Annotated in this window: 19 protein-coding genes; 8 read left to right on the forward strand and 11 right to left on the reverse strand. The window is 34.7% G+C overall.

The window, feature by feature from the left end; genetic code table 11:
• The coding region (locus BUC23_RS16950) for a transposase (protein WP_139259971.1) at positions 1-296 on the forward strand (296 nt) is incomplete at its 5' end.
• A gap of 683 nt (positions 297-979) precedes the next feature.
• A complete protein-coding gene (gene prfA, locus BUC23_RS16955; protein WP_073211839.1) occupies positions 980-2,056 on the forward strand; it encodes a peptide chain release factor 1 in 1,077 nt (358 codons plus the stop codon).
• Positions 2,057-2,163: 107 nt separating this feature from the next.
• On the opposite strand, the gene BUC23_RS16960 is transcribed toward prfA, so the two are convergent.
• The 8 genes from BUC23_RS16960 to BUC23_RS16990 all read right to left on the reverse strand — a co-directional run bounded on the left by BUC23_RS16960 (position 2,164) and on the right by BUC23_RS16990 (position 7,540).
• Positions 2,164-2,433 carry a hypothetical protein gene (locus BUC23_RS16960; RefSeq protein ID WP_073211842.1) on the reverse strand — a complete coding sequence of 90 codons (270 nt, stop codon included), beginning with the start codon at positions 2,431-2,433 and terminating at the stop codon, positions 2,164-2,166.
• A gap of 271 nt (positions 2,434-2,704) precedes the next feature.
• On the reverse strand, positions 2,705-3,034 hold the full coding sequence (locus tag BUC23_RS16965; protein ID WP_073211845.1) for a hypothetical protein: 330 nt from the start codon (positions 3,032-3,034) through the stop codon (positions 2,705-2,707).
• Positions 3,035-3,044: 10 nt separating this feature from the next.
• The gene (locus BUC23_RS16970) at positions 3,045-3,581 is read right to left on the reverse strand and encodes a hypothetical protein (protein ID WP_073211848.1); all 537 of its coding nucleotides are present in this window, start codon (positions 3,579-3,581) and stop codon (positions 3,045-3,047) included.
• Positions 3,582-3,661: 80 nt separating this feature from the next.
• Positions 3,662-3,964, reverse strand: coding sequence for a YtxH domain-containing protein (locus BUC23_RS16975; RefSeq protein WP_073211851.1), 303 nt, complete (start codon positions 3,962-3,964; stop codon positions 3,662-3,664).
• Positions 3,965-3,999: 35 nt separating this feature from the next.
• Entirely contained in the window at positions 4,000-4,143 is a 144-nt protein-coding gene (locus BUC23_RS17395; protein ID WP_139259973.1) for a lmo0937 family membrane protein, read from the reverse strand.
• A 589-nt stretch (positions 4,144-4,732) separates the two neighbouring features.
• A complete protein-coding gene (locus BUC23_RS16980; RefSeq protein ID WP_073211854.1) occupies positions 4,733-6,517 on the reverse strand; it encodes a sensor histidine kinase in 1,785 nt (594 codons plus the stop codon).
• A gap of 1 nt (position 6,518) precedes the next feature.
• The gene (locus BUC23_RS16985; protein WP_073211857.1) at positions 6,519-6,965 is read right to left on the reverse strand and encodes a response regulator; all 447 of its coding nucleotides are present in this window, start codon (positions 6,963-6,965) and stop codon (positions 6,519-6,521) included.
• 11 nt (positions 6,966-6,976) lie between these two features.
• Positions 6,977-7,540, reverse strand: coding sequence for a helix-turn-helix domain-containing protein (locus BUC23_RS16990; RefSeq protein WP_073211860.1), 564 nt, complete (start codon positions 7,538-7,540; stop codon positions 6,977-6,979).
• Positions 7,541-7,823: 283 nt separating this feature from the next.
• Here BUC23_RS16990 and pyrF point away from each other — a divergent pair, with 283 nt between their 5' ends.
• On the forward strand, positions 7,824-8,651 hold the full coding sequence (pyrF, locus tag BUC23_RS16995; RefSeq protein ID WP_073211863.1) for an orotidine-5'-phosphate decarboxylase: 828 nt from the start codon (positions 7,824-7,826) through the stop codon (positions 8,649-8,651).
• A 149-nt stretch (positions 8,652-8,800) separates the two neighbouring features.
• Complete coding sequence (locus tag BUC23_RS17000) at positions 8,801-9,601, forward strand: ABC transporter substrate-binding protein (RefSeq protein ID WP_073211866.1); 801 nt, start codon at positions 8,801-8,803, stop codon at positions 9,599-9,601.
• Here BUC23_RS17000 and BUC23_RS17590 read toward each other — a convergent pair.
• A complete protein-coding gene (locus BUC23_RS17590; RefSeq protein ID WP_167365609.1) occupies positions 9,596-9,745 on the reverse strand; it encodes a hypothetical protein in 150 nt (49 codons plus the stop codon). The two genes, BUC23_RS17000 and BUC23_RS17590, sit on opposite strands and share 6 nt — an antisense overlap.
• Before the next feature lie 106 nt (positions 9,746-9,851).
• Between BUC23_RS17590 and BUC23_RS17005 the strand changes: the two genes are divergently transcribed.
• From BUC23_RS17005 to BUC23_RS17015, 3 genes are all read left to right on the forward strand, one after another.
• Positions 9,852-10,637: an alpha/beta fold hydrolase gene (locus BUC23_RS17005; RefSeq protein WP_073211887.1), complete on the forward strand. Its 786-nt coding sequence runs from the start codon at positions 9,852-9,854 to the stop codon at positions 10,635-10,637.
• A gap of 343 nt (positions 10,638-10,980) precedes the next feature.
• A complete protein-coding gene (locus BUC23_RS17010; RefSeq protein WP_073211869.1) occupies positions 10,981-12,465 on the forward strand; it encodes a catalase in 1,485 nt (494 codons plus the stop codon).
• 18 nt (positions 12,466-12,483) lie between these two features.
• Positions 12,484-13,140: a VOC family protein gene (locus tag BUC23_RS17015; protein ID WP_073211872.1), complete on the forward strand. Its 657-nt coding sequence runs from the start codon at positions 12,484-12,486 to the stop codon at positions 13,138-13,140.
• 191 nt (positions 13,141-13,331) lie between these two features.
• Here BUC23_RS17015 and purU read toward each other — a convergent pair whose 3' ends face one another.
• Both purU and BUC23_RS17025 read right to left on the reverse strand, forming a co-directional pair.
• Positions 13,332-14,186 (reverse strand): formyltetrahydrofolate deformylase, encoded by an 855-nt coding sequence (purU, locus tag BUC23_RS17020; protein WP_073211875.1) that lies wholly within the window; start codon positions 14,184-14,186, stop codon positions 13,332-13,334.
• Between the two features lie 125 nt (positions 14,187-14,311).
• Complete coding sequence (locus tag BUC23_RS17025; protein ID WP_073211879.1) at positions 14,312-15,019, reverse strand: DUF4197 domain-containing protein; 708 nt, start codon at positions 15,017-15,019, stop codon at positions 14,312-14,314.
• 325 nt (positions 15,020-15,344) lie between these two features.
• Between BUC23_RS17025 and BUC23_RS17030 the strand changes: the two genes are divergently transcribed.
• Positions 15,345-18,797 carry a methylmalonyl-CoA mutase family protein gene (locus tag BUC23_RS17030; RefSeq protein WP_073211883.1) on the forward strand — a complete coding sequence of 1,151 codons (3,453 nt, stop codon included), beginning with the start codon at positions 15,345-15,347 and terminating at the stop codon, positions 18,795-18,797.
• Positions 18,798-19,057: the final 260 nt, after the last annotated feature.

Raw genomic sequence — 19,057 nt, forward strand, 5'->3', positions numbered from 1 at the left:
AATTTGCTTGTTACGCTGGAACTGCACCATTTGAATATAGTTCAGGTTCGAGTATCAAAGGGCGAACAAAAGTAAATCATATGGCGGATAAAAAAATGAAGTCAATATTACAAATGTGTGCTTTAGTTGCCGTAAAACATGATCCGCAACTCAAAGAATATTATGAAAGAAAAAAAGGTGAAGGTAAGAACGCAATGCTGGTTTTAAACAATGTGAAATGTAAAATTATAGGTCGTGTTTTCTCTGTAATTAACAGACAAACTCCCTACATAAATACATATAAATTTGCCTGTTAATTTTTAAATTTTCACTTGTTTTTTATCATAGAATGCGCTAACGATTGTGGATATCCGGGCAATCGGGTCAAATAATTTCGTTCATAATAATTGAGGTATGAGTTATTTAATTTTTTCATTCTTGTTACGGTGCTAAAGTAACTCAAAACCTACGGCATCTAGGTAACCATTGTGTATATCTGAGAGATCGGGTAAAAATATATTAAGTTATATTTCATTTTCAAAATTAACTCCTTTTGCATCAGCAATTTTACGGAAAACCATAAACGCTATATTTTAACACAAATGCCCTAGCCCTGATGGGAGGGAAAATCCTTTTTTGATAAAACGCGAAGCAAGTTTTATCAAAAAAGATTACTTCACAACATTCTTAATTTAATTGGAGTTCAGTGAATTTCATTTGGAATGACAGCAGGAAATAGCTCCTTAAAAGAGTTAAAAGTTAATAAAGAATCGCTGTTTTAACTGTATTGTCAAGCCACTTTAGGAGTTTGCTTCGCCAGTTCGCTGTCCTCGACATCGTCGTGTTTTGTCATTCCGAGGTACGGGAAATCACATTGGTTACTCGTTATGAGATTCCTCGTGCCTCGGAATGACAAATAGTTACTGAAATAGCAAAAAACGAGCCTTGCAAACTGAATACTTTTTTCGTATTTTTGCACTCCAAATAAAGGAACAAGAATATGTTAGATAGACTTCAAATAGTAAAACAACGTTTCGACGAGATATCGGATTTGATCATTCAGCCGGATGTGATCTCAGATCAGAAGCGTTATGTGCAATTGAATCAAGAGTATAAAACTTTGAAAGCTTTGGCTGAAAAGCGCGATGAATACGTGCTGATCATGGCCAATATTGAAGAAGCAACCGAAATAATAGCCGATAACAGTGATGCAGATATGACCGAAATGGCCAAAATGCAACTGGATGAAGCAAAGGAAAGATTGCCGGAACTGGAGGAAGAAATCAAATTTATGTTGATTCCTAAAGACCCAGAAGATGCTAAAAATGTGATGGTGGAGATTCGTGCCGGAACGGGTGGGGATGAAGCGAGTATTTTTGCCGGAGATTTGTTCCGTATGTACACGAAATATTGTGAAAACAGAGGTTGGAGAACATCTGTGGTGGATATGAATGAAGGAACTTCGGGTGGATTTAAAGAGGTGATTTTTGAAGTTACCGGTGAGGATGTTTACGGAACTTTGAAGTTTGAAGCGGGTGTTCACCGTGTGCAACGTGTACCGCAAACGGAAACGCAAGGACGTGTTCACACATCGGCAGCGACTGTTATGGTGCTTCCGGAAGCAGAGGAATTTGATGTACAGATTGATATGAATGATGTGCGTGTGGATTTCTTTTGTTCGTCAGGACCAGGTGGACAATCCGTAAATACAACTAAATCAGCGGTTCGTTTGACTCACATTCCAACCGGATTGGTGGCGCAATGTCAGGATCAGAAATCACAACACAAGAATAAGGATAAAGCTTTTGGCGTTTTGCGTTCCCGTTTATACGAGCAGGAATTAGCCAAAAAACAAGCGGAAGATGCTACAAAACGTACGTCTCAGGTAAGTTCTGGTGACCGTTCTGCAAAAATCCGTACCTACAATTACGCACAAGGTCGTGTAACGGATCACCGTGTAGGTTTGACGTTGTACGATTTAGGAAATATAATGAATGGTGACATTCAGAAAATTGTGGATGAGTTGGCGTTAGTCAACAACATGGAGAAACTGAAAGAAGCCAGCGAGGTATTCTAAATAAAAAAAAGTGAAATTCGTTTCACTTTTTTTTGTATTCATCGGGACCTTAAAAGGAAATGTATTTTATAAAAATAAGCTATTGAAGCCTATATTTAGTTTAAAGACTATTTATAGGCTTCAATAATTTTATAGCTTACGAAGTCATTTCCAGCCATTAATTTTACTGTTTTTTTAGCTTGAGCTTGTGAAATCGTGTAACCACTTGCATACCCAGTTGCAGTATTTATTTCCCAGAAATAAACCGTTTTGTCTGTTTTCTTGATAATTTCAATTCTTTTTTGTTTTGAAATTGTAGTTGCTTCTGTTTTTTCTTTTGTGTGTGCAGAAATGATTGTCGTTGCAATTAATGCAGCTGATAAGATAAAGTTTTTCATGGTTTTTATTTTTTAATTTGTTAGATTTATACTGCAAAGATGAGACAGCTCTGGATTTTATTTGTTATATAAATTTTTGTTTTTCTTATATAATTAACGCTTATTGATTTGGATATCAAGCGCTTTTGATGAGTAATTGTTTTTTAAGTCAGCTTATTTTCTCGCGAAGGCTAATGAAACTGTCTGTTCTTAAAATAAAAAGCGCAGCGAAATAATTTTCGCTGCGCTTTTTGGATACACTAAAACTACCCATGTAGTAAGTTACTGCTTTCTAATAACGTGAAGCCCGAATTTTTTGTAGAATAACTGAAATTTTGAAAGCTTCGTATTTAGCTGTCGCCGAATCAATTTTGGCGTCAAAGTCACGACTGTCTTCTAGTTTGTCAATTTCAATATTGAGTTGATTCGTTTTTTTTTCAAAATCCTTGTCAATTCTATTCCAATTTGCTTGAGCAGAATCAGTATTTAGATTTACAATTGAATCAACAAAATGTACATAATTATCTGTTACTATTTGGGCTGTTTTTTCTCGTTCACTTGTACAAGAAGCGAACGGTATTGTTATTAAAAAAAGCCCTAATAGTGGTATTGAATATTTCATTATTGTGGTATTATAATTTGAATCCGTAAGCCAATCGAAGTGATACTTGTCCTAAGCCATCTTTAGTAACATCATTTTTAATTACAGGAAAGTCGTTGAAATGCTCGTATCTTAAACTGATATCAAAGTTCTCATTTGCATATCCTATAGCTGGGCTCAATAATAAAGAGGTTTGATTATATCCGTTTGTTACGGCAAATGCAGCCCCTACTTCTCCCATTAAATACAATTGGTCTTTCAGTACGAAAGCTTTGAAACCTGCCTTTGCAGGAATATAACCAAGATCATTGTTGTCGCCTGATACAAACATATTGCTGAACCCTGTAGTAAGCGTCAACGAGTATCTTTGTGATAGGTCGTATTGTAACCTGGCATCGGCACCTAAATTGAAATCATACGGATCATTAAGCGGAAGTCCTCCGTTTAATCCAAATCCAAGACGAAATCCCTGATCGTAATTCTTTACTTCCTGTGCGCTTGTTGTTGCAACTCCTAATACGATTGCTATTGCGGTAATTACTGTTTTTAAATTGATTGCTTTTTTCATGTTTTTGTGTTTTAATTAATACTTTTCTTGAAATAAGTGATTTTTAGAACTTATTTGCAAACCGTTTTTGTAACGGCCTATTATCCTAAAATCACTGCTTTATTGATGTCTTTTAAGTTTTCTAAATCGGCACGCTCTGCTGCCAGAGTATCGTTAGCATTTCCAAGTATATTTTTGGAATCATTTTTAAGTTCAGTGATTGTCTGAGTAATTTTATCAGATAATTTGCAAACGGATTCTTTTAGGTTGTCATTGAGTTCTGAACCTTTGTCAGCGATTATTTTTCTGTTTTCGCTACCTTTTGCAGGAGCGAATAAAATTCCCAAAACAGTTCCTGCTGCAATACCCCCAAGAAGTCCTAATACTAAATTGCTATTTTTCATAATTATTATTTTTAAAAAATTGAAAATTAAATTCTTTATCCTCTTATTACCCTTAATAAAATGGCAATAACTGCTATTACTAATAATATGTGAATGATACTGCCCACGCTATAAACGAAGAATCCTAAGGCCCAGAGTATTACTAATACGACTGCGACTATGTACAGTAAATTTTGCATGATGTAAATATTTTGTAGTTAATAATTAAAATTTTAAGATTGCGTAAAAATTCAGTACGCTATTTTTTTTTTTTTTTGATTGAATTATATTTGTTCTCGTACAGCTATTAAAGCAGCTGTTCGTTGCTTTTTAGATTAGTTTAGTTTGATGTTTTATTTTTACAAAGATGCAAAGCTCATCGTAAATCGCTGTTACATCAATTTCAAATTTTATTACACAATTCAATGGTATTGTTTGAAATGATGGCCTCTAATTGACAGGTTGTGTTTTTTTTCTTCGTGAATTTTTGCTGTTTCACAATCCAGTATTTACGAAGATGAAGAGGTGGTTTAGGTATTCAATAGCTTGTTTAACAAGGAATCACTTTTATACTATTCTGTCGCAAAACTGCGATTAAAGAGGATACGTTTAAGATCGCGAGCCTGCAGGCGGAACAGTATTTATACCTCTTGAAGATATGGTGGTTTTTGAAAAAAAAGTCATTTGCAGGTTAGTAATTCGCTGCTAAATAGTGTAGGAATCTATGGTCGCAGCGATTGTAATATGATTTGTAGTCGTAGCTAAATATGCTATGACAAATAATAATAATTAGTCAGCACGAAGATAAATGGTAAAGGTTGCGCCTTCATTCAAGACTCCTTGTGCGAAGATAAACCCGTTGTGGTTTTCGACTATTTTTTTGCAAATAGCAAGTCCAATTCCAGTACCTTCATACTCGTTTTTATTGTGAAGTCTATTAAAGAGGATAAAAATCTTTTTTGCATATTCTTGCTCAAAACCAATACCATTATCTTCAAAAACAAATTTGTAATATCTATGATTGTTTTGCGGTAATAATTCGTCATCATTAGCAAGAATTGTCGAGCAATTTATTTTGATGATAGGCGTAATGTTCTCTTTGCTGTATTTCAGAGAATTACCTATTAAATTAATAAACAACTGCTGAATCTGGAATCGAATTACTTTAAGAGTTGGCAATTCAGTGCTTTCTATTATTGCTTTTTTCTCATCTATAATTTGAGTCAGTTCTTGTTTTGCATTTTCAAGTAAAACATTCAAATCTGTCTCTTCATAATTCTTCTCGTTTTTATTTGTTCTTGAAAATTGTAATAGATCTTCAATAAGAATTCGCATTCGGTTTGCTGAGGATTGAATACTGGAAACGTATTGTTGCCCGGATTTAGATAAATTATCGTAATCTTTAGTTACTAATCTAGAAAGAAAAGTTTCGATTTTTCGCAACGGTTCTTGCAAATCATGACTGGCAATGTAGTTAAAAGCTGTTAATTCTTTATTGTTATTTTCCAATTCTCTGTTTCGATCTTCGATATAATTTTTAGCATACACTTCCTCCGTAACATCACTCGTGGTTCCTATATGAGTTCTTTCACCAGAAGCAATTGTAACAACTCTTCCCAGCGCTCTAAAATATCGTATTTCCCCATCTTTTCGGATAACTCTATAAGTAAATGCCGGTAAAGTGGAATTGACAGGGATGTTTTTTGCGTTATCAATTACATATTGTAAATCATCAGGATGAACAAATTTGGCAAATTCCTCAATACTTGCTTTAAATGATTGCGGTTCACATCCCAATAATCGATATTCGTTATCAGAGAAAGTGTAGTCGTTAGTTTCTAAATTAAATTGCCAGCTTCCAAAACCACCTACAATTTCTGCAAGATTATTGGCTTCATTCGCTACAGATAAAGTGTAAATTGTCTTTTTTAGGGTAGCTAAATCCCGATTCATTTTAATAAAAGCAATCGTGATTAAAATTAAGGTTACGATTAGGGTTAAATAAATGAGCAACGGCGTATAATTCATGGTTGATTCATAGTCGTTTTGCCTGTTTTTCAAAAGATTTTTTTGCGCAATCATCATGCCTTCAATTTTCACCCGAATAGAATCCATTGCATTTTTACCAATGATTAAATTGTTTCTTAATATCGTTTTGTCATAATTTTCCTGGGCTGTAAGATATAATGTTTTCGAGAGGTAGTTTTGTCTTTTATTGATGTAAAATAATAAATTTTTTAGGTTGGCCTGTTGTGTTCTGCTGTGAATAGTTAGTTTCGAAACTTTTTTATACGAGTTTTTAACTAAATCCTTTGATCTTAAGTAAGGTGTAAGGAAACTTTTATCTCTTGTTAAAATATAGCCTCTTTGACCGGTTTCGGCATCTTTTATGTATGAAATCAGTCGTTCCAGTTCTGCATTGACTTCATGGCTATTACTAACCCACGTTGAGGTTTTTTTTAAAACCATTATGTGCTTAAAAGTTATACCGCCAATAAAGAATATAACAGCTACCGATATAACAAAAATTATTTTTAATAATAAGGTTGAATTATGAAGGTAATTTTCTTTCATTTTACATTCTCATTAAAAAATTATCTTTATTTAATCCAGAGGTATGGTATTGCCAATTTATGGTCACTACTTCTGAAAGTATTTTTTTTAAAGTCTCAAAATCATTTGGTTTTTTAATGTAAATATTGGCTCCATTTATAAATGTTTCTTCAATATGTTCTTCTGAAGAGGAGGTCGAGTATATGGCTATGGCTATATCATTAAATTTTTCATTTCTTTTTATTTCCGACAAACATTCTACGCCGTTCTTTTTCGGCATGTTTAAGTCTAGAAATAGAACGTTAGGTAAAATTGAATCTGCATTATTGAGGTAATTCATCAATTCTACACCATCATTAAATGTGCTTACCTTTGTTCTTATTTTCAATTCATCAAAAGCATCGGTAAAAAATAGTCGGTCATCCTGGTCATCATCAGCCAAGCAAATGTTTATGTAGTCTTCTGTCATGTTATAAAGGATTAGCTATTGTTTTTATTTGTAAATTCTTTTCTTTTTAATATAATCCTCTGAAACGCTGATGGTGTCATTCCTGTATTGTTTTTGAACTGCGTGCTTAAATGCGCTACGCTGGAGTAATTTAATTGTATCGAAATCTCCGTCAAATTCATATTGGTGTTGATAATCAGGTGTTTTGCTAATTCAATTTTTTGAATTATAATGTAATTTTCAATGGAGGTGTAGGTGACTTCAGAGAAAACACTTGATAAATACACGTAGCTTAGATTTAATTTTTCGGCTATGTACACGGAGCTTTTTACATTCGGAGGCGTGTCACTGGTCACCATTTCTACTATGGTATCTTTTATTTTTTGAACCAATACGCTCTTTTGGTTTTCAACGATTTCAATTCCATATTCTTGAAAATATTCTGTTAGTTCTACGAGTTTTTCATTAGGTACTTTTTCTAAAAAATTGAACTCACCAAAACCAACAATCTTAAATTTATATCCCAATTCGGATAATTTATCTTCAATAATTTTTTTAGTTAATTGCGGATAATTGTACTTTAAATATACTTTCATATTTGCTTGTCTGATTTTTCATAAATTTATAAAATAAATTTATGAAATAAATGATTGAATGATTTTTTATCTTTTTATCCGGTTTTGTTGACTTGGCATATTATTGAATTTTGTATTTGTAGGTGATTTCAATCCTAATCAGCTCTGTGAAAAAAAAATCGTAGCAACAAATTTATTATTTATGTTTTTTTTATTTGTTATAAAATTTTACGTTTTTATTACAGCATTTTAGCCAATATTGATTCTATGTTTGTAATTTTGCCCGACAACTACAAAAATAACAATGACTACACAACAACTTATAGACCAAATTCAAACCAAAAAATCGTTCCTATGCGTAGGACTCGATGTTGATTTGAATAAAATTCCACAACATTTACTAGAACTGGAAGATCCAATTTTCGAATTCAATAAAGCCATAATCGATGCCACTCATGATTTGGCGGTTTCCTACAAACCCAATACTGCTTTTTATGAAGCATACGGAATAAAAGGATGGATGTCGTTGCAAAAAACAATCAATTACATCAACTCAACCTATCCGGATATCTTTACGATTGCTGATGCAAAGCGAGGTGATATAGGAAATACGTCATCTATGTATGCTAAAGCTTTTTTTGAAGATTTAAACTTCGACAGTGTTACTGTTGCTCCTTATATGGGAAAAGATTCGGTTGAGCCTTTTCTGGCTTTCGAAAATAAACATACTATTATGTTGGCCTTAACGTCAAACGAAGGCGCTTTTGATTTTCAGACTTTAAACGTAAACGGAAAAGAATTGTACAAACAAGTATTAGAAACGTCTAAAACTTGGAAAAACAGTGAAAATTTGATGTATGTTGTAGGGGCTACTAAAGCGGAATATTTCACTGAAATTCGTAAAATTGCCCCTGATAGTTTCTTGCTTGTTCCTGGAGTGGGCGCACAAGGCGGAAGTCTGGCAGAAGTTTGTAAATACGGTATGAATGCCAATGTAGGACTACTGATTAATTCCTCTCGGGGAATTATTTATGCTTCAAACGGAACTGATTTTGTTGAAAAAGCAAGAGCCGAAGCATTAAAAATGCAACAGGAAATGGCAGCAATTATGAGTTTAAAGTTTGAAGTTTAAAGTGGATGAATTTTAAACAGGGACTTTTTTTAAACCATTAAGAAATTAAGTTTCATTAAGAAATACTTTAAAGCTTAATTTTCTTAATTTCTTAATGGTTAAAAAGCTGCCAATTTATGTTTTAATAATATCAACTTTAAACTTTAAACTTGAAACAAAAAATTCTAATCGATCAAATAGGAACATCTCATTCATTTGAAACTTCGCCCAAGCGAATTATTTCTTTAGTTCCTTCGCAAACGGAATTGTTGTATGATTTAGGTTTGGAAGATCGAATTGTTGGGATTACCAAATTCTGTGTGCATCCGTATCATTTTAAGTCTGTTAAGAAAATTGTTGGCGGTACCAAAAAAGTGCATTTTGAAAAAATCAGATTGTTGCAACCGGATATTATCATTTGCAACAAAGAGGAAAATACAAAAGAAATTGTTGATGAATTAAGTAAAATTTGTCCGGTTTGGGTAACGAATATCATCACCATTGAAGATAATTTCCAAATGATTTCTGACTTTGGCCAACTGTTCAACTGTAGAACCGAAGCCCAGAAATGGAACGACAAATTGGCTTTTGCCTTGAGCGATTTTAAAAATTTCATCAAAGATAAACCGATGAAAAAAGCGGCTTATTTTATTTGGAAAAATCCATTTATGGTAGCCGGTTCCGATAATTTTATTAATGAATTACTGAAACTGAACCATTTTGAGAATATTTATGACAATAAAGGACGTTACCCGGAAATCGAACTCAAAAAAATGCGTTTAGAGGGTGATCCGGATTTGGTTTTTCTGTCTTCGGAGCCTTATCCGTTCAAGGAAGAAGATGCTTTTGAGATAGGGCGACATACGCACCATGCAAAAACGGTATTTGTAGACGGTGAGATGTTTTCCTGGTATGGAAGCAGGTTGCTAAAAGCGTTTGAGTATTTTAAGAGATTGCATTTAAAATTATAATTCGCATTCCTCAAGGACTAATTCTTCTGCCGTAACTATGTTTTTTGTAGGCGTTTTTTCAATATTAAAATTTTGCTCAGCAAGTATTTGGTATTCTTTTTTAAGCTTTTCTATTTCACTTTTCTCTTTCAATAATCCTATCATGGGTGTAATTTTTTGCAAATTTACGTTTTGTAAATAATAATTCCGCAATATTATTTGTTAAGAATTGAATTTAAAATTAATGTTCTATTTTTGCAAAAAAAAAGAAGTGATCAATTATACCATTTATAAAAACGAAAACAGCACGCAATGGGTAACTTTTGTTCATGGTGCTGGCGGAAGTTCTTCTATCTGGTTTAAACAAATTCGGGATTTTCAAAAACACTATAATGTATTGTTATTGGATTTACGAGGTCATGGCGAATCAAAACCGACCTTGAAAACTGCTTTCAAACAGAAATATACATTTTCGGCTCTTGCCAATGATATTCTGGAAGTTTTAGATTTTCTAAAAATCGAAAAGTCTCATTTTGTCGGGATTTCATTAGGAACAATTCTAATCAGACAATTAGCAGAAATGTATCCGGAACGCGTGCAAAGTATGATTCTTGGCGGTGCAATCTTAAAAATGAATTTCCGATCGCAAGTTTTAATGCGATTGGGGAATATGTTCAAATATGTATTACCATATCTGGTTTTATATAAATTTTTTGCTTTTGTGATTATGCCTAAAAAGAGCCATAAGCAATCGCGAATACTTTTTATCAACGAGGCCAAAAAGTTATACCAAAAAGAATTTATAAAGTGGTTTAAATTAACTGCTGAAATAAATCCGGTGTTAAGATGGTTTCGCCAAGTGGAATTAAATATCCCAACGCTCTATGTTATGGGAGAAGAGGATTATATGTTTTTACCTTCAGTCCGTAAAGTAGTGGAAAACCATTATAGATCTTCAAAACTCTTTGTGATCGAAAAATGTGGACATGTGGTAAACGTGGAGCAGCCTATTGCTTTCAATGATGCTGTGATTTCTTTTATAAATACTACCAAATAAAAAATGCCTGCATCATATAGATGCAGGCAATTCTTTAACTAACCAAAACCAAAATAATAAATAACCAGTTTATTACTCTGCAAAGATCATTAATATATGAATATTTTGCTGTTAAGATTATGTTATTACTTTGTTGTATATAAGTTAAGTTTTATAATTTATTTTTTAAGTAATTGTTTTCTAGTAGATTAGTTGCCTTTAAAAATTGTATCTTTAGTTTCCTATTTTTTTCTTTTGTGTATAAAACGCAATTTGTTAGTTTTTTGTTTTCAAAACAGGAAATCATCAATTCTGCTTGTGTTTATACCTATGCTAACTTTGATAACAATTAATTTTTGCAAATATGAAATCACATGAAAAACTTACAACAGCATCTGGAAGACCTTTTGTAGAAAATGAAAATTCTCAATCTGTGGGACCTCGGGGACCTTTATTGTTGCAGGATTATATACTTCACGAAAAAATGTCGCATTTCAACAGAGAGCGCATTCCGGAGCGGGTAGTACATGCAAAAGGTTCCGGAGCATTTGGAACTTTTACAGTGACACACGATATCAGTAAATATACAAAAGCTAAAATCTTTTCTGAAATTGGAAAAGAAACTAAAATAATAATGCGTTTTTCAACAGTTGGCGGCGAAAGAGGCTCGGCTGATACAGAACGTGATCCACGAGGTTTTTCGATGAAGTTTTATACCGAGGACGGAAATTGGGATTTAGTAGGGAATAATACGCCCGTTTTTTTTGTTAAGGATCCCAAGAAATTCGGGGATTTTATCCACACTCAAAAACGAGATCCGTATACGAACATGAAATCGCCAACCATGATGTGGGATTTTTGGTCACTGAATCCGGAAAGTTTACATCAGGTTTTAATATTAATGTCGGATCGCGGAACTCCTTTTGGCTATCGTCATATGCACGGTTTTGGGAGTCATACGTATTCGATGATTAATAGCGCGAACGAACGCACTTACGTAAAATTTCATTTCATAACAGCGCAGGGAATTAAAAATTTTACAAACGAGGAAGCGGCAGAAATGAAATCACGTGATATGGATTTTGCGCAAAGAGATCTGTTTGAAAATATCGATAGAGGAAATTTTCCACAATGGAATTTTAAAATCCAGGTCATGACGGAAGAGCAGGCAAATTCTCAAGACTATTATATGAATCCATTTGATTTAACCAAAGTTTGGCCTCATGGTGATTTTCCGTTGATTGATGTTGGAGTTCTCGAATTAAATCGAAATCCACATAATTATTTTCAGGATATTGAGCAAGCTGCCTTTGCGCCCGCTCATATTGTGGATGGAATTGGGTATTCCCCTGATAAAATGCTGCAGGGGCGTTTATTGTCGTATCCTGATGCCCACCGGTATCGTTTAGGAACCAATTATGAGCAAATTCCAGTAAACCGCTGTCCATTTGCCGTAAATAATTACCAACGTGACGGGCAAATGCGTGTTGATGGAAATGGAGGAAGTAATCCGAATTATTTTCCAAATAGTTTTGATGACATGGAAATTGACCAAGCGTATAAAGAACCGCCATTGGAAGTTTTTAGTGATTTTGCCGACTGGTACGACAGAAATTGCGAAGGAGAAAACGATCATTATACACAACCGGGAAATTTATTTAAAATAATGACTCCGGAGCAACAGCAGAACACGATTAATAATATTATTTCGCATATGTCAGGTATCGAAGGACCTAAAAAAGAGGGAATAATTAACCGTCAATTGAGCCAATGGTATAGAGCTGATGGCCGAATAGGAGCGGGAGTTGCTGCAGGATTGGGAGTTGACGTTGATTTGTTAGAAAGATAATCAGTTCAATTTAAACAGATGAATATTCTCGAACTCGAATTGCTGTCGGATACTATTAATGAAACAGAACTGTTTTATAACAATGTCATTGGATTACAAACTGTTTCGAAAAACAATTCGAGTATTTCTTTTGCGGCTGGTTCTACGAAACTGACTTTTAGGGCTTCTGAAAATATAGAGCCGGTATATCATTTTGCTTTTGATATTCCAAACAACAAATTGATAGAGTCGTTTCTTTGGATAGAAAATAAGACCGAGATTTTAGATGTAATTCCGCCGGATAAAATTGCGAACTTCTATAATTGGAATGCAAAGTCCTTTTACTTTTATGATAATAATGGAAATATTTTAGAATTCATTGCTCGTTATGATCTAGATAACGCATCGGAGAAATCATTTGAAGGGTCGTCTGTTTTATCAATCAGTGAAATTGGTTTGGTTACTAAAAATGTTTCGCAGTTAAGTGATGAATTTTGTAAAAAGTATAATCTTTCGATATTTCCAAAGCAACCTAAACTAGATAAGTTCATTGTTTTAGGAACGGATACTGGACTTTTCATCCTTGTAGAAGCAAACAGAGATTGGTATCCAACGCATCAAAAAGCAAAATCGTTTTGGACCAAAGTAGTATTTGACAATAATGGAAAAACGAGGGAAATTGAAGTTTTAAGTTAAAATAAATGCTCACGTGAGATACAAAAACTGATAGGATAGTAAACACGAATTTCACTAATTTGCACGAATTAATTCGGGCAAATTAGTGAAATTCGCGTTTGATTTTTTAATGTCAACTTAAAAAAACAGAGTGTAAAGTTGTGTTCACATTGTAGTTTAAAAGGGATCTTTTTTAAATAGGAGTGAGGATCCTAAGAAAACACCACCGTTTTATTATTATATACCATCGTTTTTCGTTCCGCATGCAATTTTACAGCTCTCGCCAAAACAGAACGTTCCAGATCGCGTCCTTTCATAATAAAATCTTCAATAGAGTGACTGTGTGAAACTCTGGCAATATCCTGCTCAATAATAGGTCCTTCATCTAATCCTTCCGTAACATAATGGCTGGTTGCACCAATAATCTTAACGCCACGTTTAAAAGCCGAATGATAGGGCTTAGCTCCAGGAAAAGCAGGTAAAAAAGAATGGTGAATATTGATAATTTGGTTTCTGAAAAGTGCAATCAAATTGGGCGTTATTATTTGCATATAACGCGCCAAAACAATAAAGTCGATAGCATATTCTTTCAATAATTCCATCTGTTGTTGTTCTCCCTCAGCCTTTATTTCTTTGGTAAAGGAAACATAATGAAAAGGAATTTCAAAACGTTGCGCAACGGATCTTAAATCTTCGTGATTACTTATAATTAAGGGGATTTCAAGTGGTAATTCACCGGCGCTATATCGTCCTAATATGTCATACAAACAGTGATCATATTTAGATACAAATAACGCCATCTTCGGTTTGTGATCTTGCGTATAAATTTCCCAAGACATATTAAACGGAGTCGCTAAATTAGTTTGAAAGTCTTTTTTTATAACCTCCATATCCCAATTTTGAGAACTGAATTCACATTCTAATCGCATGAAAAATACATTTTCATCGGCATCAACGTGTTGGTCTAAATAAATAATGTTTCCTTCAATTGAAGCAATGTAACTGGTTACAGAGGCAATAATCGCCTTTTGATCTTCGCAATGTATAAGTATGGTAATCTTTTGCATTTTTATTTTGTTAGTGGGCTGAATTTGTAAACTTCAAAAGTTTATTTTCAAAACTAATCTTATATTTTTTTATAAAAAAACCTAAATAGGGCATTTAATGTTCTGAAAAAGGGATTTCTTTTAGACTAGTTTTTGTCCTGCATAGCAAAAACTTTTTGCAATAAAATAGAAGTTCTTGAAGCGATATTTGTTCTAATGTTTTTTTCTTCGACAGCAACCATTTTAAAAACGCCATTCATTGCTTGATTGGTAACATAATCAGTCAAATCAGGATTTACTTTGTTGATTAATGGAATACTGTTGTATTTAGTTATAATGTTTGCCCACACTTTATCAGCACCCACTTTAGTAAACGAATTTTTAATAACGGGATTGAATTTTCCGTATAAAGCAGTCGAAGTACTATTTTGTAAATAATTAGTAGCCGAACTTTCATTTCCCATCAAAATCGATTTGGCATCCATAAAAGTCATGTTTCTAACGGCATCCACAAATATTGGAGTCGCTTCCTTCACCGCATCTTCGGCAGCACGATTCAACACTTTCAAACCTTCATCAGCCAAGGAACTCAAACCAATTCTTCTCAAACCGGTATCTACTTTTCTCAACTCTTCCGGCAATAAAATTTTCACTGCTTCATTTCTGTAAAAGCCATCTGTAGCAGTCAATTTAGTCACTTGTTTCGAAATTCCATTGTTCAGGGCTTCCTTCAATCCTCCAGCAATATCAACACCCCCAATTCCTTGCGTTTGTGGTAATTGATTCAGAACTTGTTGCATTTCTGCACAACTGGAAAGCGATACTGCTACTATTATAATTAAAATTTTTTTCATCGTAAATTGTTTTTATCTGTTTAGATTGTCTGTTTTTTCATCAGGCTTTTGTAAAAATACTACTTATTCAAAAACAAAGCCACAATTATTTTTAGGAGCACAAACTTACTATCTATTTAGGAACAGTTGTCCCGCTGTCCGCTGTATTCCCGCTAAATAAAAACTACGGCTAAAAAAAAAGCCTTGTTTTTCTAAATCGGGAGATACCGCTTCCATCGGGGCTAAATAACAAAATCCTTGCTTATTTATCAACAACTCTGAGCGACATTAAATAATTTTTAAAATAAAATTGTAAATTGCACTCTTAAATTATCATATTCATAAAATGGAACCCGTAAAACCGTATATCCCTGTTAATAAAGTAAGAATTGTCACAGCAGCAGCCCTTTTTGATGGCCACGATGCAGCAATCAATATCATGCGTAGAATTATTCAATCTACTGGTGTTGAGGTGATCCATTTAGGTCATGACCGTAGTGTGGAAGAAGTTGTAAACACAGCGATTCAAGAAGATGCCAATGCTATTGCGATAACTTCTTATCAAGGAGGTCACAACGAATATTTCAAATACATGTACGACCTGCTTCAAGAAAAAGGAGCCGGGAAAATCAAAATATTTGGCGGTGGAGGAGGAGTGATTTTGCCTTCTGAAATAGCAGAATTACAAGCCTACGGAATCACCAGAATTTATGCACCGGATGATGGACGTGCCATGGGATTGCAAGGGATGATCAATGATTTAGTGCAACAATCTGATTATGCTATTGGAGACAAACTGACAGATGAAATCGATCATCTCGAAGAAAAAAATCCAAAAGCAATTGCACGTGTAATTTCATCGGCTGAGAATTTCCCTGATGTAGCGGCTACAACTTTGGATGCAATTCATAAAAAAAATGCCAATTGTAAAACGCCGGTTTTAGGAATTACAGGAACGGGTGGAGCTGGAAAATCATCTCTGGTAGATGAATTAGTGCGTCGTTTTCTGATTGACTTTCCAGAAAAAACTATCGGATTAATATCAGTAGATCCATCTAAACGTAAAACAGGTGGTGCGCTTCTGGGCGATAGAATTCGAATGAATGCGATTAATAATCCTCGCGTTTACATGCGTTCATTGGCCACACGTCAATCCAATTTGGCTTTATCTAAATATGTTGCTGATGCGATTCAAGTGATTAAAGCAGCAAATTATGACATTATTATCTTGGAGACTTCCGGAATCGGGCAGTCTGATACGGAAATCATGGATCATTCTGATGTATCCTTATATGTAATGACACCAGAATTTGGAGCTGCAACCCAATTGGAAAAAATCGATATGCTTGATTTTGCTGACTTGGTAGCAATAAATAAATTTGACAAACGCGGTTCTCTTGATGCGTTAAGAGACGTGAAAAAACAATACCAACGCAACCATAATCTTTGGGATGCTAATTTAGATACACTTCCTGTTTTCGGGACAATTGCTTCGCAGTTCAACGATGTAGGAATGAATACGCTGTACAAAGCGATTATGGATAAAGTCCATGAAAAAACGGATTCTGATTTGAAATCAACGTTTCAAATCACGCGTGAAATGAGCGAGAAGATTTTCGTTATTCCACCACACAGAACGCGTTACTTATCTGAAATCGCCGAAAGCAACAGAAAATATGACGTTACGGCGGTTAGTCAGGAACAAGTTGCTCAAAAATTATACGGGATTTTTAAAACACTTGAAAGTGTTTCTGGAAAATTCCCAGTCATAAACAAAACGGGGATCGATGATGATTCTGTTTTGCCAACTGCTTTAGAAACTGAAAAACCAGGTGCAGCTGAGGATAAAATATTTTTGAATCTTTTACTCAATCAGTTTGAAAAAGTAAAAATGGATTTGGATCCGTACAATTGGGAAATTATATTGACTTGGAACGAAAAAGTAAACAAGTACAAAAATCCGGTTTATACTTTTAAAGTTCGTGACAGGGAAATAAAAATGGCTACGCATACGGAGTCTCTTTCACATTCTCAAATCCCAAAAATTGCATTGCCAAAGTATAAAGCTTGGGGTGATATTTTACGTTGGTGTTTGCAGGAAAATGTTCCTGGAGAATTTCCATTTACCGCAGGATTGTATCCTTTCAAGCGTGAAGGAGAAGATCCTTCTCGAATGTTTGCTGGAGAAGGCGGACCGGAAAGAACCAACAAACGTTTTCATTATGTAAGCGCAGGATTACCGGCAAAACGATTGTCGACTGCTTTTGACAGTGTTACCTTATACGGAAACGACCCGCACGTGCGTCCTGATATTTATGGAAAAATAGGTAATGCCGGAGTTTCCATTTGTTGTTTGGATGATGCTAAAAAACTATATTCTGGTTTCGATTTGGTTCATGCGATGACTTCGGTGAGTATGACTATTAATGGACCGGCGCCAATGTTATTAGGCTTTTTCATGAATGCGGCGATTGACCAACAATGTGAGTTTTACATCAAAGAAAATAGTCTTGAGAAAGAAGTTGAAGCAAAAATCAACAAAATATACGCAGCTAAAGGAGTCGAAAGACCGCATTATCAAGGGGATTTACCCGAAGGAAATAACGGTTTAGGATTAATGCTTTTGGGCGTTACCGGAGATCAGGTTTTACCTTTGGAAGTGTATGACGAAATTAAAGCGAGAACATTGTCTCAAGTTCGTGGAACTGTTCAGGCAGATATTCTTAAAGAAGACCAAGCACAAAACACTTGTATTTTCTCTACTGAATTTGCCCTTCGATTGATGGGTGACGTACAGGAATATTTCATTACTAAGAATGTTAGAAATTTCTATTCGGTTTCTATATCAGGATATCACATTGCTGAAGCAGGAGCAAATCCGATTACGCAATTGGCATTTACACTTTCGAATGGTTTCACGTATGTGGAATATTATTTGAGTCGCGGAATGAACATCAATGATTTTGGACCTAACTTATCTTTTTTTTTCTCGAATGGTGTTGATCCGGAATATGCCGTTATTGGTCGTGTAGCACGTAAAATTTGGGCGAAAGCCATGAAAAATAAATATGGTGCTAACGAACGTGCTCAAATGTTGAAATACCATATTCAGACTTCTGGACGTTCTTTGCACGCACAGGAAATTGATTTCAATGACATTCGTACCACTTTGCAAGCTTTGTATGCGATATATGACAACTGTAATTCGTTGCATACCAATGCGTACGATGAAGCAATCACCACGCCTACGGAAGAATCAGTGCGTCGTGCGATGGCAATTCAGTTGATCATCAATAAAGAATTAGGTCTGGCCAAAAATGAAAACCCAATTCAAGGTGCTTTCATCATCGAAGAACTAACAGATTTAGTGGAAGCGGCAGTTTTACAGGAATTCGACAGAATAACCGAACGTGGCGGAGTGCTTGGTGCAATGGAAACGATGTACCAAAGAAGTAAAATTCAGGAAGAAAGTTTGTATTATGAAACGTTGAAACATACAGGAGAATTCCCGATTATTGGAGTGAATACGTTCTTGAGTTCCAAAGGTTCTCCAACAGTAATTCCAGCGGAAGTAATTCGTGCCACCGAAGAAGAAAAACAATACCAAATTGATATGTTAGGGCATTTGCATCAATCTAATCAGGATACCGTTAAAGAACATTTGAATACGCTTCAGGAGGCTGCCATTAAAAACGAAAATTTATTCGAGCATTTGATGGAAGCGACAAAGGTTTGTTCTTTGGGACAAATCACTTCGGCCTTATTTGAAGTAGGCGGACAATATAGAAGAAATATGTAAGCAGAGAACCACTTTTTGCCTAGCAAAAAGCGTGTGAATCGCTTATCCTGCTTTTGGGCAGGATCTCAGACGCTCGATTTCGCTTTTTAGTCAAAGAGTAGTGGTCGCTTCTCCTGCTTTTGAGTAGTAACTTTTTTTAAAATGTAAAAGAAAAAAAACCTTTCAGAAATAGACTGCCCCCAAAAAGTTAGACACTATTTGGGGGTATTTTTATGGAAAGAAAAGTCAAGTATGATTATGCGTTTAAGCTTGAATGCGTC

Source organism: Flavobacterium xinjiangense (genome assembly GCF_900142885.1).
Classification (GTDB): domain Bacteria; phylum Bacteroidota; class Bacteroidia; order Flavobacteriales; family Flavobacteriaceae; genus Flavobacterium; species Flavobacterium xinjiangense.